Annotated in this window: 16 protein-coding genes; 6 read left to right on the forward strand and 10 right to left on the reverse strand. The window is 63.1% G+C overall.

Annotated elements, in window-relative coordinates:
• Positions 1–12: 12 nt before the first annotated feature.
• Both bchE and AC0YKC_RS12085 read right to left on the reverse strand, forming a co-directional pair.
• Positions 13–1575, reverse strand: a complete 1563-nt coding sequence (bchE, locus tag AC0YKC_RS12080; RefSeq protein WP_488511193.1) for a magnesium-protoporphyrin IX monomethyl ester anaerobic oxidative cyclase — start codon at positions 1573–1575, stop codon at positions 13–15.
• 102 nt (positions 1576–1677) lie between these two features.
• Positions 1678–2154: an Lrp/AsnC family transcriptional regulator gene (locus tag AC0YKC_RS12085; protein WP_320293919.1), complete on the reverse strand. Its 477-nt coding sequence runs from the start codon at positions 2152–2154 to the stop codon at positions 1678–1680.
• Between the two features lie 137 nt (positions 2155–2291).
• Between AC0YKC_RS12085 and phhA the strand changes: the two genes are divergently transcribed.
• Complete coding sequence (gene phhA, locus AC0YKC_RS12090; RefSeq protein ID WP_488511194.1) at positions 2292–3128, forward strand: phenylalanine 4-monooxygenase; 837 nt, start codon at positions 2292–2294, stop codon at positions 3126–3128.
• Positions 3129–3390: 262 nt separating this feature from the next.
• Here phhA and AC0YKC_RS12095 read toward each other — a convergent pair whose 3' ends face one another.
• A complete protein-coding gene (locus AC0YKC_RS12095) occupies positions 3391–3879 on the reverse strand; it encodes a MarR family winged helix-turn-helix transcriptional regulator (RefSeq protein WP_434724723.1) in 489 nt (162 codons plus the stop codon).
• A 96-nt stretch (positions 3880–3975) separates the two neighbouring features.
• Between AC0YKC_RS12095 and AC0YKC_RS12100 the strand changes: the two genes are divergently transcribed.
• On the forward strand, positions 3976–4143 hold the full coding sequence (locus tag AC0YKC_RS12100; protein WP_488511195.1) for a hypothetical protein: 168 nt from the start codon (positions 3976–3978) through the stop codon (positions 4141–4143).
• A gap of 78 nt (positions 4144–4221) precedes the next feature.
• On the opposite strand, the gene AC0YKC_RS12105 is transcribed toward AC0YKC_RS12100, so the two are convergent.
• The 3 genes from AC0YKC_RS12105 to AC0YKC_RS12115 form a co-directional block, all read right to left on the reverse strand.
• Entirely contained in the window at positions 4222–5661 is a 1440-nt protein-coding gene (locus AC0YKC_RS12105) for a GMC family oxidoreductase (protein ID WP_320293915.1), read from the reverse strand.
• Complete coding sequence (locus AC0YKC_RS12110; RefSeq protein ID WP_320293914.1) at positions 5658–5816, reverse strand: hypothetical protein; 159 nt, start codon at positions 5814–5816, stop codon at positions 5658–5660. The genes AC0YKC_RS12105 and AC0YKC_RS12110 overlap by 4 nt, the downstream gene beginning before the upstream one ends.
• Before the next feature lie 276 nt (positions 5817–6092).
• On the reverse strand, positions 6093–6854 hold the full coding sequence (locus tag AC0YKC_RS12115) for a GGDEF domain-containing protein (RefSeq protein ID WP_320293913.1): 762 nt from the start codon (positions 6852–6854) through the stop codon (positions 6093–6095).
• A gap of 150 nt (positions 6855–7004) precedes the next feature.
• Here AC0YKC_RS12115 and AC0YKC_RS12120 point away from each other — a divergent pair, with 150 nt between their 5' ends.
• Positions 7005–7712, forward strand: coding sequence for a pyrimidine 5'-nucleotidase (locus AC0YKC_RS12120; protein WP_320293912.1), 708 nt, complete (start codon positions 7005–7007; stop codon positions 7710–7712).
• Between the two features lie 430 nt (positions 7713–8142).
• Here AC0YKC_RS12120 and AC0YKC_RS12125 read toward each other — a convergent pair whose 3' ends face one another.
• The 3 genes from AC0YKC_RS12125 to AC0YKC_RS12135 form a co-directional block, all read right to left on the reverse strand.
• Positions 8143–8610: a hypothetical protein gene (locus AC0YKC_RS12125; protein ID WP_320293911.1), complete on the reverse strand. Its 468-nt coding sequence runs from the start codon at positions 8608–8610 to the stop codon at positions 8143–8145.
• Positions 8610–9062, reverse strand: a complete 453-nt coding sequence (locus tag AC0YKC_RS12130) for a hypothetical protein (RefSeq protein ID WP_320293910.1) — start codon at positions 9060–9062, stop codon at positions 8610–8612. Before AC0YKC_RS12130 ends, AC0YKC_RS12125 begins: the two co-directional genes overlap by 1 nt.
• A 178-nt stretch (positions 9063–9240) precedes the next feature.
• Positions 9241–9657, reverse strand: a complete 417-nt coding sequence (locus tag AC0YKC_RS12135; RefSeq protein WP_320293909.1) for a hypothetical protein — start codon at positions 9655–9657, stop codon at positions 9241–9243.
• 355 nt (positions 9658–10012) lie between these two features.
• Here AC0YKC_RS12135 and AC0YKC_RS12140 point away from each other — a divergent pair, with 355 nt between their 5' ends.
• Positions 10013–10615, forward strand: coding sequence for a sensor histidine kinase (locus AC0YKC_RS12140; protein ID WP_320294443.1), 603 nt, complete (start codon positions 10013–10015; stop codon positions 10613–10615).
• A gap of 362 nt (positions 10616–10977) precedes the next feature.
• On the forward strand, positions 10978–11622 hold the full coding sequence (locus AC0YKC_RS12145) for a response regulator transcription factor (protein ID WP_320293908.1): 645 nt from the start codon (positions 10978–10980) through the stop codon (positions 11620–11622).
• Between the two features lie 136 nt (positions 11623–11758).
• On the opposite strand, the gene AC0YKC_RS12150 is transcribed toward AC0YKC_RS12145, so the two are convergent.
• On the reverse strand, positions 11759–12604 hold the full coding sequence (locus AC0YKC_RS12150; RefSeq protein WP_320293907.1) for an LOG family protein: 846 nt from the start codon (positions 12602–12604) through the stop codon (positions 11759–11761).
• Between the two features lie 144 nt (positions 12605–12748).
• Between AC0YKC_RS12150 and dapD the strand changes: the two genes are divergently transcribed.
• Positions 12749–13603: a 2,3,4,5-tetrahydropyridine-2,6-dicarboxylate N-succinyltransferase gene (dapD, locus tag AC0YKC_RS12155; RefSeq protein ID WP_320293906.1), complete on the forward strand. Its 855-nt coding sequence runs from the start codon at positions 12749–12751 to the stop codon at positions 13601–13603.
• Positions 13604–13693: the final 90 nt, after the last annotated feature.

Below are 13693 nucleotides of genomic sequence, written 5' to 3' on the forward strand. Positions count from 1 at the left end.
AAACTGCCATAATCAGCCGGCTAACCTTCTTTCCTCCGCCGCGCGTTGTGCGGCCGGCAGAGCCGGCTTTCGGGCCGGCCGCGCGACGGCCATCGATTCCTCCTCCGCATCCTGTGGCGCCCCCCAGAATTCGGCGAGCGTCGGGCCATCGCTCACGCGGCCGTCGCGGGCGAGAAAACCCCAGACCTCGCTGAACCAGACGCGGCGGCCCATCTTCGTGTACCAGCGCATCGAATGGCGCTGCTCGGGATCGGGGTGGAACAGGATGCGCGCCAGCGCTTTCGGCCGCGACTGCACGGCGACCTCGATCAGCTTGACCGCGAAGAACAGCATCCACGGCTTCAGCCGCGTCATGTGCAGGACCTGGTGCTTGTAGTCCCAGAGACGCACGTCCTTCTGGATCACCTTGCGATCGCTGGCGATGCGGAAGAACGGCGTCCAGCGGTGCGGCGTCACATAGAGCGCCTGGATCTGGTCGGGATCATAAGCGATGAGCTGGCGGAAGCCGCGCCAGAGGTCGCGCAAGGTCTCGTCCTCGAAGCCGGCCACCCAGGTCGCCATTGACAGGATGCCATGCCGCCTGAGCAGCCGGATCGCCTCGCGGTCGGACTTGGTGCTGCCGCCCTTGCGGATCAGCGACAGCGTCTCCTCGTCGGTGTTCTCCATGCCGAGCAGCCAGCGGATGACGCCAGCCCTGCGATAGAGATGCAGGATATCGGCATCGCGCACGATATCGTCGGCGCGGGTCGAGCCGACGATCAGCACCGGCACGTTCTCGGCGATCATGGCATCGAGAAAGGCACGCCAGGCTTTCTTCGAGGATGTCGGGTTCTCGTCCGCCAGGTTGATCAGCTCGACGCCGTGCTCGCGATGGAGCCAGGCGATCTCCCTGGCGAATTTGACCGGGTCGCGGTGACGCCAGCGGGTCCAGAAGCCGCGCTGGCCGCAATAGTTGCACAGATGCGGACAGCCGCGCGAGAACTGCATCACCACCGCCCGCTTGCCGCCCCAATAGGAGTAGCGGCGGTGATCGATCAGCTCCCAGCCGACGCGGTAGGCGTCGAGGTCGGCGATGGTCATGGCCGGCTGCGTGGCGACAGCGCGGCCAAGGTCGTCGCGATAGGCGATGCCGGCGACGCTCGCCACCGGCTGGCGCATCTCGATCGCCTCGACCAGCGCCGTGGCGGTCGCCTCGCCCTCGCCCCGCACGATGAAATCGAAGACGTCCGTCGCGACGAGGATGTCGCGCCAATGATAGGTCGGGAAGACGCCGCCATAGATCACGATGACGCCGGGCGCGCGCGCCTTGATCATTTCGGCGATCTTCAAGGCGGTCGGATGCGCCGAGGTCGAGCCGGAATGGCCGATCAGGACGAAATCCGGATCGCCGCGCAGGGCCTCGTCGACAAGCACGGCAAGCGGCATCGGCCCGAATTCGGCGTCGACCAGGCGCACCTCATGGCCGGAATCGATCAATGGACCGCCGATCGCCAGCAGCCCAAGCGGCGGCAGATGGTCGTCGGGCACGCGGCTGCCGATGGCCGTGTGCGGCGGATTGATCAGCACGATGTTCATGGCGGACCTCCAGGTTGGTCCGCTTGTGCTAGCCGCCGATGTCGAAGCCGCCTTGGCGCGGTTCAGCAGTTTCCACGCAGCTTTTGGCCAGATTTGACCGAATCAGCGCCGCAGATGGCTGAGCGGCACATGGCCGGGGCCCTTGATGTTCTGCAGCACCAGTTGCGTGTGGACGTCGCGCACGCCGGGCAGACGCATCAGCCGGTGCATGACGAAGGCGTTCAGCTCGTCCACCGACGGCACCATGACATGCAGCAGGAAATCGTGGTCGCCGGTCATCGTCCAGCAGGACGAGACCTCGTCCATGCGCTGCACGGCGGCGATGAAGCTTTCTGGCGAGCCGTCGCTGTGGCTGACCAGCCGCACCTGGATGAACACCTCGACCGTCAGGCCGACGGCGCGGCGGCTGAGCACGGCGGCAAAGCCCTTGATGATGCCGGTTTCCTGCAACGCCTCGAAGCGGCGCGCGCAAGGCGTGGTCGACAGGCCGATCTCCTGCGCCAGCTCCGACACGGGCTTGCGGCCATCGCGCTGCAGGATGTCGAGCATCTTTATCTCGAAATCGTCGAATTGAGGCATGTCTTCTCGATCTCACATTGATCCGAGTGCTTTTACGTCGAAATCAGCAGACGAGCTACAAAACAAGGCTGATTTGCCTCAGCGATCGCTCCTAAACTCCTCTTCAGGATCCGCGGATCACGATCTTCGAGGAGGACATGATGACGATCAGCGTTGCCGATTACGCCGCCGAATGCGCGGCGCAGGGCCTTCGCGGCAACTATTCGGTGTGCCGCACCGATTTCACCGTGGCGCAGGGCTACGACTATTCGGCCGAGGAACAGGCGGTGTGGCGCACGCTGTGCGATCGCCAGACGAAGCTGACCCGGAAGCTCGCGCACCGTTCCTATCTCGACGGCGTCGCGGCGCTCGGCCTGCTCGACAGGATCCCGGATTTCGACGAAGTGAGCGAGAAGCTCGCCAGGCTGACGGGCTGGGAAATCGTCGCGGTGCCGGGCCTGATCCCGGCCGGCCCGTTCTTCGACCATCTCGCCAACCGGCGCTTCCCGGTCACCAACTGGCTGCGGACGAGGAAGGAGCTCGACTACATCGTCGAGCCGGACATGTTCCACGACTTCTTCGGCCATGTGCCGATCCTGACCCAGCCGGTGTTCGCCGATTTCATGCAGATGTATGGCGAGAAGGCGGAGAGCGTGATCGCGCTCGGCGGCGACGAGATGATCACAAGGCTCTACTGGTACAGCGCCGAATACGGCCTCATCCAGGAGCCTGGCCAGCCGGTGAAGGCGTTCGGCGCCGGGCTGATGTCATCCTTCACCGAGCTGCAGTTCGCGGTCGAGAGCAAGGACGCCCACCATGTGCCGTTCGATCTCGCGACGGTGATGCGCACCGGCTATGAGATCGACAAGTTCCAGCGCGCCTATTTCGTGCTGCCGTCCTTCGATGCGCTGCGCGATGCCTTCGCCAAGGGCGACCTCGCCGGCATCGTGGCGCGGTTCAAGGGCCAGCCGGCGCTCGACCCGGCGACGGTCTGATTGTTGTTTACGCAATTCCGGACAGAGGCTACGGCGAAGTCGCCGAGCCCAAACCGCAACGCACTCTTCCTGGAATTGCTCTGTGGTCGGTTTTCGCCCAACCGACATTAGATCAGGATGACGTTTCGTTGAACCGTCATCCTGATCTGACTTTTTGTTGGAGTATGATCTTTTCCGAAAACCGGTTCCCACTTTTCGGGATCATACTCTAGGGCGGTCCAGGTGCCGACAGGCGGCTGAGCCGCGTTGCTTCTTTGGATGTTTACGTTTTGCCGGGCTCGGCCTTGATTCTGGCCAGCTGCTCGCTCTGCAGCTCGAGCGCGGCGTTGATGAAGCGCAGCACGGTTGCGAGCTCCGCATCGCTGAAGCTCGCCACCACCTTCTCGCCCTCGCGCGCGATCGTGCCGTAGTAGCGCTCCGACAGCTCCCTGGTCCGCTCGGTCGCCTCGATCACCACCTTGCGCCTGTCCTCGAGGCTGCGCGTCCGGGTGACGTAGCCGCGCGCCTCCAGCCGGTCGATCAGCGCCGTCACCGCCGCCGGCGTCAACCCCGTCGCAGCCGCCACGGCGCCCGCCGATTGCGGTCCGGCATGGAGCAGGCCCAGGCAATGCCGCTCGGCCGCGATCAGGCCCAGCCGCGCCCCCACCGCCTCGTCATAGGCTTGCGTAGCGTCCTGCCAGCGCATGACGGCGAGGCCGAGGTCCCGGGTCATTTCATCGCGTTTCGTGCTTGACGGATTTGTTTCGATCATCTAATTATTAATTTGCCTAACATTCAGGCCATCGTATAAATATGCGACGACGCTCTTTGCAAAGCAAGGGCCAGGTCGCCGGCAAGGAGTGATAAAATGAGCATGACCCAGCAACGCACCCCGCTCTCCAATGAGGAGGAGTACAAATACGCCAAGCTGGCGATGGAATGGTATGGCTGGGGCTCGCCCATCGGCCTCGGCATCCTACTGGTGGCGCTGGCCGCCGCGGCCGTGCTGGTGCGCATCGCCGTCTACGGCCTTTGAGCTAGGTCGCAATCCCCCAAGAGCGCTAAGGCAGGGCCGGTTGCCACTCCAGGCGCCGGTGCCGCCGGCGTTCGGGGATCAGACGGCGATCACCTTGCCGAGATGCTCGCCCAGGCGGCAGGCGAGCGCGGTGATGGTCGTCGTCGGGTTGCATTGGCCCGACGTGCAGAACACCGAGGAGCCGCCGACATAGAGGTTGTCCATGCCGTGCACCTTGCAGTTGGCGTCGACGACGCTCTTCAAGACATCGGCGCCCATGCGGGTGCCGCCCATATGGTGGTGACCGGCCGTCTCCTCGTTGGTCGGATAATCGCCGCCATTGCTGATCCAGTCGTCGATGCGGACACGGCCGAGATTCTTCTGCGCCATGGTCGTCCCGAACAGCCTGAGGCCCTCGAGCAGCGTGCGGCGCTCGAGCGGCGACTTCTTCCAGTGCAATTCGATGCGCGGCACGCCGGCGTGGTCGACATCGGCCTTCGACAGCTCGATCTGGTTCGAGGCGAGCGGCGCCTGTTCCCAGGCGACGTAGAGCTGGGCGGCGCAGCGCAGCTTCTGGTCGAGCTGTGACGACATCCACTCCGCCATGTTGGGCGCCGTGCAGGCGAGATCCGCGATCAGCTTCTTCACATTGGGATAAGGGCTCTCGATCAGGCGGACGCCGAAATTCATGATCTGCAGCCGCTCCATCGCTGCAAGCGTCGGCGAGAAAAAGGCTTCGTTCGAGCCGTCGACCTCGAACTCCGAGTAGTTGGCGAGGATGGCGTTGCCGCCCTCGAAGGTCGGATGCTCCATCCAGTAGCGACCGAGCGCCGCTGCGTTCGGCACCACGCCACCATTCGAGCGCTCATTCGACCACAAAAGCAGCCGCGAGTTTTCCAGCCCGCCGGTGCAGGTGACGAAATAGTCCGCGCTGAAGGTACCGGCGTCCTGCCCGTTCGACCAGAGCTTCGCGCCGGTGACGCGCTTGCCGTCGCCGGCAAGCTCGGTCGCGTAGGTGTTGAGCACCACGGCGATGTTCTTGCTCTGGTCGAGCTCGTCGGCGAACTTCTCGCCGAAGCGCACCGCCGGGCTCTTGATCAACTGCACCCAGCGGATGTCGTCCGAAACCGGCACATCGGGGCGGAAGTCGGGAAGCTCGAGGATATCGTGGACTTCCGGCAGATAGGGCTCGATGTCGGCGCGGCTGATCGGCCAGCCGGTGTCCGGCGCCCAGGCCTTGGGCTCGAAATCCTGCTTGTCGAGCACGCGGCACCAACCGGCCCAGTGGTTGGACGAGCCGCCCATGAAGCGCAGCCTGGTGATGTCGAGGTCGAAATAGAAATCACCGACCGTCTTGCCGCGATAGAAATCCTGCGACTCGTCGCTGAATTCGCGCGAACCCGCCTCCAGGACGACGACCGGGATGCCGGCCGCGCCGAGCTTCCTGGCGATCGTCGTGCCGGCCGGGCCGGAGCCGAGGATGCATGCCTTGGGCTTGAAGCCAGCCTGCTTGTAGGCCTCATAGCTGTCGAAGATCATGCGAGATCGCTCCGCCGCAGGATCCAGCCATTGATCTCGACGATTTCATCGGGGTCGGCCACGGGCTGCTGGCTGCGGAACAGCGACAGCGCGGGCAGCGCGAGCAGCGACTGCACGATCGCGCGGCGCGACATCTTTCTTATGATCCTGCTCATGACACGTCTCTCGATAGGGGCCTCGATCCACGCATGCCGTTCCCGAACGGCACACGTGGCGCCGAGGAGGCCAATTCCGTGCCAAACCTAGGTGAAAACGGCGTTACACCCGGAAGTTTAGCGCGGTTGAATATGGACATGGTTAGGGCTTTCCTAAAGCGCGTCGCGCTGAACCCGATTCAGGCGCCGCGCTTTTCGAGTCTTTGTTTTGATGCGTGTCGTTGTCCCAAAACCGCTGCGCACTTTGGGCGACATGCATGACGCCCGCGGCAGGCTTCATGCGGCCTCGGGGAGTTCGCGGTCGAGGATCGAAAGATTGCGGCCGCGGTTCTTCGCCTCGTAAAGCCTGCGGTCGGCGGCGCGCATCAGATCGGAAACGGTCGCGCTCTCGCCGCAGCTTATGCCGCCGATCGAGACCGTAAGCGGCACGGTCCGCTCGTCGATGGGGCGGAAACGGATCAGCTCGACCTCGCGGCGGATGCGCTCGGCGATATGCTTGGCTTCCGGTTCGCTGGCACCGACCAGGAAGGCCGCGAATTCCTCGCCGCCGATGCGGCCGAGCACGTCACCACTGCGAATGCCGCGTTCGATGGCGCCGGCGATCAGAAGCAGCGCTTCGTCTCCCGTCAGATGACCGTAGCTGTCATTGATCCGCTTGAAATGATCGGCGTCGATGATGAGCAGCGCGCCGCGATCGCTCTTGCGCCGCGACCCGTCGAGCGCGGCGAAGAAGGTTTCGCGGTTGAGCATGCCGGTCATGTCGTCGCGGCTTGCCTTGTCCGACAGGCGCCTGTGCGCCGCCGCGAGCTGCGCGTGGGCCCGGGCAAGCTCGCGATGGGCATTCTGCAACCGGTCGCTCTGCCAGAAGCTGCTGGCGCTGGCAGCCCAGGCGAGCACGAGCGGGCAAACCGTCGACGCCAGCCAGACAGTGCGGCTCATCGGAAAGCCCATTGCCGGAACCACAATCAGCGTCAACAACAGCGAGACGGCGACCGAAGCGAACGCCACGGCAGCGGCCTTCAGAAATATGCGACTCATCACTTGCTCCCAACGGAAAACCTCTGTGCCAGCAAGCGTTAAAGGCGACCTTTCCGGGACTTATAAAATTTGAAGTGACCCGCCATTTTCACAATTCGTGACGCGCATAAGTTGTGGATAAACTCAGCGTCGGCATGCCATAAGAAAACCATGACAACGACACCCGATCCCGCCCGCTTCGCCCATGTTACTGACTGGGTGTTCGACCTCGACAACACGCTCTATCCGCATCACTCGAACCTGTTCGCGCAGATCGACGTGAAGATGACCGCCTATGTCGGCGAGCTGCTGACGCTTTCGCGCGACGACGCACGCAAGCTGCAGAAGGAACTCTACCTGGAGTACGGCACGACCCTGAACGGGCTTATGAAGCGGCACGGCATCGACCCCGACGATTTCCTCGAGAAGGTGCATGACATCGACTATTCGCGGCTGGTGCCGGACCCTGTGCTTGGCGCGGCGATCCGCCAGCTTCCCGGGCGCAAATTCATCTTCACCAATGGCGACCGCAGGCATGCCGAACGCACTGCGCGCCAGCTCGGCATACTGGAGCATTTCGACGACATATTCGACATCGTCGCGGCGGGGCTGAATCCCAAGCCGGAGCGCCAGACCTATGAGCGTTTTGCCGAATTGCACTCGGTGACCGGCCACAATGCCGTGATGTTCGAGGATCTGGCGCGCAATCTGGCCGTGCCGAAAACGCTCGGCATGACGACCGTGCTGGTGGTGCCGCGCAATTTCGAGCCGACCTTCTCGGAGATCTGGGAACGCGACCCCGCAAACGAGGATGACGTCGATTTCGTCACCGACGACCTCGCCGGCTTCCTGACCGCGATCGTCGACGTCATGGCCTGAACCAACCCTGGATTGTCGGTACGCCGTCCGCGCGCAACGGGCACTGTTAGCGCAGACGGCGGAATCTAGTTCCTCTGCCCCAGTGATTTTGAAAGATTGCGGGCTTGTCGGGCAAGGCTAGTCAGCCAAACGCTGGTGACGAGCTGGAGGCTCCTGAACCTCGTCATTCCAGGGCGGAGCAAGGAGCGAAGCGACGCGCGCAGACCCCTGGAATCCACGCCGTTACCGAGACCGAAGTGTGCAACGGTGCAGAATTCTGGACCGCCGCGGCGCTTCCAAGTCACGGCATGGATCCTCGGGTCTGCGCGCGTCGCTACGCTCCTTGCTCCGCCCGTGGATGACGACCGCGATAGGCGTCTCGGCCAATCGCCAAGGCCTGGGATCTGCCAACGCACACCAGCCAACCGGTCAAAACTTCTGCGTTGAGGATCTAGTCGAAATCCGGAATCGTGCCGGGCGGCAGCCCCAATCGGCCATTTAGCTCCTTCAGATACCGGCACCAGGCCGGCGTGCCTCCGGCTCCGCTGCCGTTGCCATTGCCGTCGGACGAGTAGCCGTTGCCGTGGCCATTGCCGCAATTGGCGTTGCCGTTGAAGCTGCCGCCATTGAAGTTGCCGCTGAAACTTCCGGCGTTACCGTTGCCGTTGAAGTTGCCGCTGTTGCCATTGCCGTTGAAGTTGCCGGAATTTCCGTTGCCGTTGAAATTTCCGGTATTGCCGAGCCCGTTGGTCACGCCAGCGCCGATCGGAAGGTCGGCAATTCTGACCAGGGTCGAGGCGTCGGCAACAAGGATCGCGGCAAGCAGCGTGCCGAGCGCGAGGCCGTTTCCATCAAGCAGCCTCGCCGCCACGCTGCACCGGCGAAGCCGAACGGACGCGGCTGATCTCACGCTGGTCATCAGCGGTTCCCCCGGCCGTTGGAGTTGCCGTTGAAGGCGCCGACATTGCCGTTGCCGTTGAAGTTGCCGCCGTTGAAGTTGCCGTTGCCGGCACCGATGTTGCTGTTGCCGTTGTATTGACCGGCGTTGGAGTTGCCGTTGAAGGCGCCAATGTTGCCGTTGCCGCTTGTCGGCGAGGTGTTGGAGTTGCCGTTGAAGGCGCCGACATTGCCGGTGCCGCTGTTGAAGGCGCCGACATTGCCGGTGCCGCTGTTCTTGTAGCCGAGATTGCCGCCGAAGTTGCCGAGCGGGTTCATGCCCCTGACGTCCGAGCCGATGGCTTTGCCGTATTTGCCGACCGCCCCCTGAACGGCCGACATGCCGAAGGCCTGGCTGCCCGTCGTGGTGTCGGCCTTCGCCGCGGTTGCACTCAACAACCCAAGGCATAGCGCCGATATGACGTAGCGTTTCATCTGCGAGCTCCTTCCATGGCTAAGCTTGAAATTGGGCTTTTGAAATTGACCCCTGTTTCGAAAAGGACTGGGACCGCCGGCGACATGTCGCGATAGCCTTGCGCGGGGGACGGGCGCGTGGCTCGGCGATCCCAGAGACGTCAGCGTCGGCTTGGCGACGCTGTCGGTTGGACCAGCGCTAGCGGTTGGCGTTGCCGTTTCCGTTGCCGTTACCGGCTCCCCAGTTGCCGTTGCCGTTGGCATTGCCGTTGCCGAGGCCGAGGTTCCCGTTGCCGTTCACGTTGCCGTTGCCGAACCCGAAGTTGCCGTTGCCGTTGCCATTGCCGTTGGCGATGCCGGCATTCAGGTTGCCGTTGTAGTTGCCGTTGAAGGCGCCCCAGTTGCCGTTGCCGTTTCCGTTACCGTTGCCGATGCCGAAATTGCCGTTGCCGTTGAAGTTGCCGTTGAAGGCGCCGGTATTGGCGTTGCCGTTGCCATTGCCGTTGCCGACGCCGACGTTGCCATTGCCGTTGCCATTGCCGCTACCGACCGACGTTGCGGATGCCGATCCAGTCAGAGCCGACAGGACGGCCGCGGCCAGGATGATCTTTCTCATGACGTTCTCCTTGGTTTGTGTTGAGCTTCCCGGCCAGTTCAAGATGACCGGGAGGACGCTCTAAGGATGCACGCAGAAATAGCGGCGAGACATTCGGGATGTTCAGCGGAGGTTGTCGGTTTTTCTGCTGATCGCCATGTCAGGAAAATTTGAAGTAATCAGGAAAAAACTGACAGGCATAAAGGCATCTGGCGGGTGTATATTGCGCGGACATTCATGCCTTTTCTCGCCGACCCGCAGGTGGCTTGCGACCCCCGCGACGGCAATGGGAAGAGAAAGGTTGATGTGGGCGGGTATGACTACAAGCAAGGACAATAGGGCCCTGCGCCGTAGCCTTGCGCGGCGCTTGGTCGCCGTGCAGGAAGAGCAGCGCCTGCGGCTGTCGCGGGAGTTGCATGACGACCTCGGCCAGATGCTGGCCAGTGTCGCGCTGGAGTTGCACAACGTCCGTGCCGGCACGCAAGGGATGGACGGGCGTCTCGCGCGTGCCGCGATGCTTATCGATCGGCTGAGCGCCAAAGTGCATGACGCGGCCTGGAACCTGAGGCCCGCGGACCTCGATCGCACCGGCCTGCGCGCTTCGGTCGAGGATCTGGCGACAATGCTTTGCGGCCAGCTCGGCATTGCATGCGAGATGGACCTCGAAGCCCTTTCGAACCCACTGCCCGCAGAGACCGCGCTCACGCTTTATCGTGTCGCGCAGGAGGCGCTTACCAATATCGGCAAGCATGCCCAGCCAAGCCGGGTAAGCGTGACGGCGCATATCCAGGCCGACCGGATGCGCCTGACGATCGAGGATGATGGCCGCGGCTTTGACGGCCGCGCCGAACCAGGCCCGGGTCACCTGGGACTTGCCGGAATGCGGGAGCGGCTTGCGCTGGTCGGCGGTGAGTTGACGGTCGAAACCGCCAGGATGAAAGGAACTACCATTTATGCGGATGTGCCGTTGGCACACTGAAAAGTGGGTGGGAGGCTGCGCCTTCCAACGAAAGTCTGATGGGGTGGGGAAATGGTCGCTTCGGCTTCGGGCCTGTTCATCGCGTTTTGCCAAGTGTCTGTTTTTGCACAGTTCCGGATGGCAGAACCGCGACGCACCTTTCTTAAAATTCGTCTACGTGAAGCGCTGCACATCCCGGACATTAGTCACGACTTACAATTCGGCCTCATGGGATTAGGCGGGGGATGGCTTACCCGTTGCGGCCGTTTAGGGCCTGAGACAGACGGGCGTCCCGCGCCAGGCGGGGCAGTTGCCTAGACCATCAAGGACAAAGAGGACCCTTTCCGCGTGACAGGGCCTTTGGCAGACTGATGGAGGTTAAGGTGTGCTCCAGGCGCATATTCGTGGTCGACGACCATCCGATCATCCTGTCGGGGGTCGGCGCGATGATCAACAGCCAGGACGATCTGACGATCGTCGGACTGGCCGGAAACGCCGAGGATGCCCTTGAAGGGATCGGCAAGGCGCTGCCCGATGTCGCGGTGGTCGACATATCGCTTCCGGGCGTCAACGGGGTGACGCTGATCGCACGGCTCGGCGAACGCTTTCCCGAGGTCAGCTGCATAGCGCTGACGGCGCATGAGGACCCGGGCTGCCTGCGCCAGGTGCTTGCGGCCGGCGGACGCGGCTTCGTGGTCAAGCGGTCGACGGCGACGGACCTGCTGCAGGCCATCCGGTGCGTATTGGCAGGCGACAACTATGTCGATCCGGCGCTTGCGGCGCGCATATTGAGTCCACGCAGCGCCACACAGGGCGATCCCGGCAATCTCAGCGAGCGGGAACGGTCGGTCATCCAACTGGTGGCGCAGGGCTACAGCAACAAGGAGATCTCGTCCCGGCTTAACCTCAGCATAAAGACGATCGAGACCTATCGCACCAGGGCAACCGAGAAGCTCGCGCTGCACTCACGGGCGGCCATCGTGCGCTTCGCCCATTCGAATGGCTGGCTGGCCGAGTTGCCCGTATGAACAGACCGAGCCGGATGCCGTTCCGGGGTAGAGGAATTGGAGAACTGAGGAATTGAAGAGCTGGAGAACAGGCGAACGATCTGGACGTCCTTTTTCCCCAATTCTTCAATTCTCCAATTCTTCAATTCATCAGTTCCTACTCCCCCAACTTGTAGAAGCGGCGGATGATGTCCCACGCTTCGTCGGCCGTGTCGACGAAATCGATGATGTCCTGATCGCCGGGCGAGATCGTGCCCTGCTCGGCGAGGAAGTCGAGATCGATCGCCCTTTGCCAGAACGCCTTGCCGAACAGGATGACCGGGACGCGCTCCATGCGTCCCGTCTGGATGAGCGTCAGCGTCTCGAAAAATTCGTCCATCGTCCCGAAGCCGCCCGGAAACACCGCGACTGCCTTGGCGCGCATGACGAAATGCATCTTGCGGATGGCGAAGTAGTGGAAGTTGAAGCAGAGCTCCGGCGTGACATAGGCGTTGGGCGCCTGCTCGTGCGGCAAAACGATGTTCAAGCCGATCGACGGCGCACCGACGTCGTCGGCGCCGCGGTTGCCCGCCTCCATAACGCCGGGCCCGCCGCCGGTGACGACGACATATTCACGATAATAGGACGTCGCCGACTGCTGCGAGCACAGGCGGGCGAATTTGCGCGCCTCCTCGTAATATTTGCTGTTCGCCTCGAGGTTCTTCCTCTGCGTCTCGTTCTTCGCCGCCCAGGCCTCGCCGCCCGGTTCGGGCAGGCGGGCGCCGCCGAACAGGATGACGGTCGAGCGAATGCCGCGTTCGGCCAGGATCATTTCCGGCTTGAGCAGCTCGAGCTGCAGCCGCACGGCGCGCAATTCGCGCCTGGTCATGAAGTCGGGATCGTTCCAGGCCAGCCGGTAGGTTTCGGCTCGTGTCTGCGGGGTATCCGGCACGCTTTTCGAGCGTTCCAGGTCTTCGTCCGAATGCGGCAGCGGCGTCCATCCCGCCTTTTCCATGGGAGTCATCGAATCCACCCGTCCAATTCCCTTACTTGCGCCGTCCCGTGACGCTGGCGCGATTGACCCTCATTCAGCCTTAACATAGGGTCCGCGCGACTTTTAAACAGGTTAAGGCGCAGCCCCTTAACAGCTTGGTAATGGAGCGAAATCATGTCGAAGCCTGATCTGGCGAGCCTCGAAAAGACCATCGAAAAGGCTTTCGAGGAGCGCGACACGATTTCGGCAGCGACGCGCGGCGAGACGCGCGAGGCCATCCAGGCGGCGCTCGACCTGCTCGATCGCGGCATCGCCCGCGTCGCCGAAAAGCAGGACGACGGCAAGTGGCACGTCAACCAGTGGCTGAAGAAGGCGGTGCTGCTCTCCTTCCGGCTGAATCCGATGGAGATCATCAAGGGCGGTCCGGGTCAGGCCGTGTGGTGGGACAAGGTGCCGTCCAAATTCGACGGCTGGAGCGCCGTCGACTTCGAGAAGGCCGGCTTCCGCGCCGTGCCGTCCTCGATCGTGCGCCGCTCAGCCTATGTCGCGCCGGGCGCCGTGCTGATGCCGTCCTTCGTCAATGTCGGGGCCTATGTCGATTCGGGCACCATGGTCGACACCTGGGCTTCGGTCGGCTCCTGCGCCCAGATCGGCAAGAACGTGCATCTTTCCGGCGGCGTCGGCATCGGCGGCGTGCTGGAGCCGATGCAGGCCGGCCCGACCATCATCGAGGACAATTGCTTCATCGGCGCGCGCTCCGAAGTGGTCGAAGGCTGCATCGTGCGCGAGGGCTCGGTGCTTGGCATGGGCGTGTTCATCGGCCAGTCAACCAAGATCGTCGACCGCGCCACCGGCGAGGTGTTTTACGGCGAAGTGCCGCCGAACTCGGTGGTTGTCGCCGGATCGCTGCCGGGCAAGCCGCTGCCCAATGGCGAGCCGGGCCCGAGCCTCTACTGCGCCGTCATCGTCAAGCGCGTCGACGCCAAGACCCGTTCGAAGACCTCGATCAACGAATTGCTGCGCGATTGATCCTGCGTAAAGCGCGTCGCGATCTTTCAGATTCGCTCCCTGCGCTTTAGGTTTTCTTGCGCATGTCTTTGTCCCGAAACCGGTTCCCAC

Source organism: Mesorhizobium sp. CNPSo 4661, from assembly GCF_057784215.1.

Coding starts and splice junctions, on each gene's coding strand:
- AC0YKC_RS12115 (WP_320293913.1), bottom strand. CDS start 6,854: ATGAGTCGCATATTTCTGAAGGCCGCTGCCGTGGCGTTCGCTTCGGTC.
- AC0YKC_RS12085 (WP_320293919.1), bottom strand. CDS start 2,154: ATGCCTCAATTCGACGATTTCGAGATAAAGATGCTCGACATCCTGCAG.
- AC0YKC_RS12110 (WP_320293914.1), bottom strand. CDS start 5,816: ATGAGCAGGATCATAAGAAAGATGTCGCGCCGCGCGATCGTGCAGTCG.
- AC0YKC_RS12135 (WP_320293909.1), bottom strand. CDS start 9,657: ATGAGAAAGATCATCCTGGCCGCGGCCGTCCTGTCGGCTCTGACTGGA.
- AC0YKC_RS12100 (WP_488511195.1), top strand. CDS start 3,976: ATGAGCATGACCCAGCAACGCACCCCGCTCTCCAATGAGGAGGAGTAC.
- dapD (WP_320293906.1), top strand. CDS start 12,749: ATGTCGAAGCCTGATCTGGCGAGCCTCGAAAAGACCATCGAAAAGGCT.
- bchE (WP_488511193.1), bottom strand. CDS start 1,575: ATGAACATCGTGCTGATCAATCCGCCGCACACGGCCATCGGCAGCCGC.
- phhA (WP_488511194.1), top strand. CDS start 2,292: ATGATGACGATCAGCGTTGCCGATTACGCCGCCGAATGCGCGGCGCAG.
- AC0YKC_RS12105 (WP_320293915.1), bottom strand. CDS start 5,661: ATGATCTTCGACAGCTATGAGGCCTACAAGCAGGCTGGCTTCAAGCCC.
- AC0YKC_RS12150 (WP_320293907.1), bottom strand. CDS start 12,604: ATGACTCCCATGGAAAAGGCGGGATGGACGCCGCTGCCGCATTCGGAC.
- AC0YKC_RS12120 (WP_320293912.1), top strand. CDS start 7,005: ATGACAACGACACCCGATCCCGCCCGCTTCGCCCATGTTACTGACTGG.
- AC0YKC_RS12125 (WP_320293911.1), bottom strand. CDS start 8,610: ATGACCAGCGTGAGATCAGCCGCGTCCGTTCGGCTTCGCCGGTGCAGC.
- AC0YKC_RS12130 (WP_320293910.1), bottom strand. CDS start 9,062: ATGAAACGCTACGTCATATCGGCGCTATGCCTTGGGTTGTTGAGTGCA.
- AC0YKC_RS12095 (WP_434724723.1), bottom strand. CDS start 3,879: ATGATCGAAACAAATCCGTCAAGCACGAAACGCGATGAAATGACCCGG.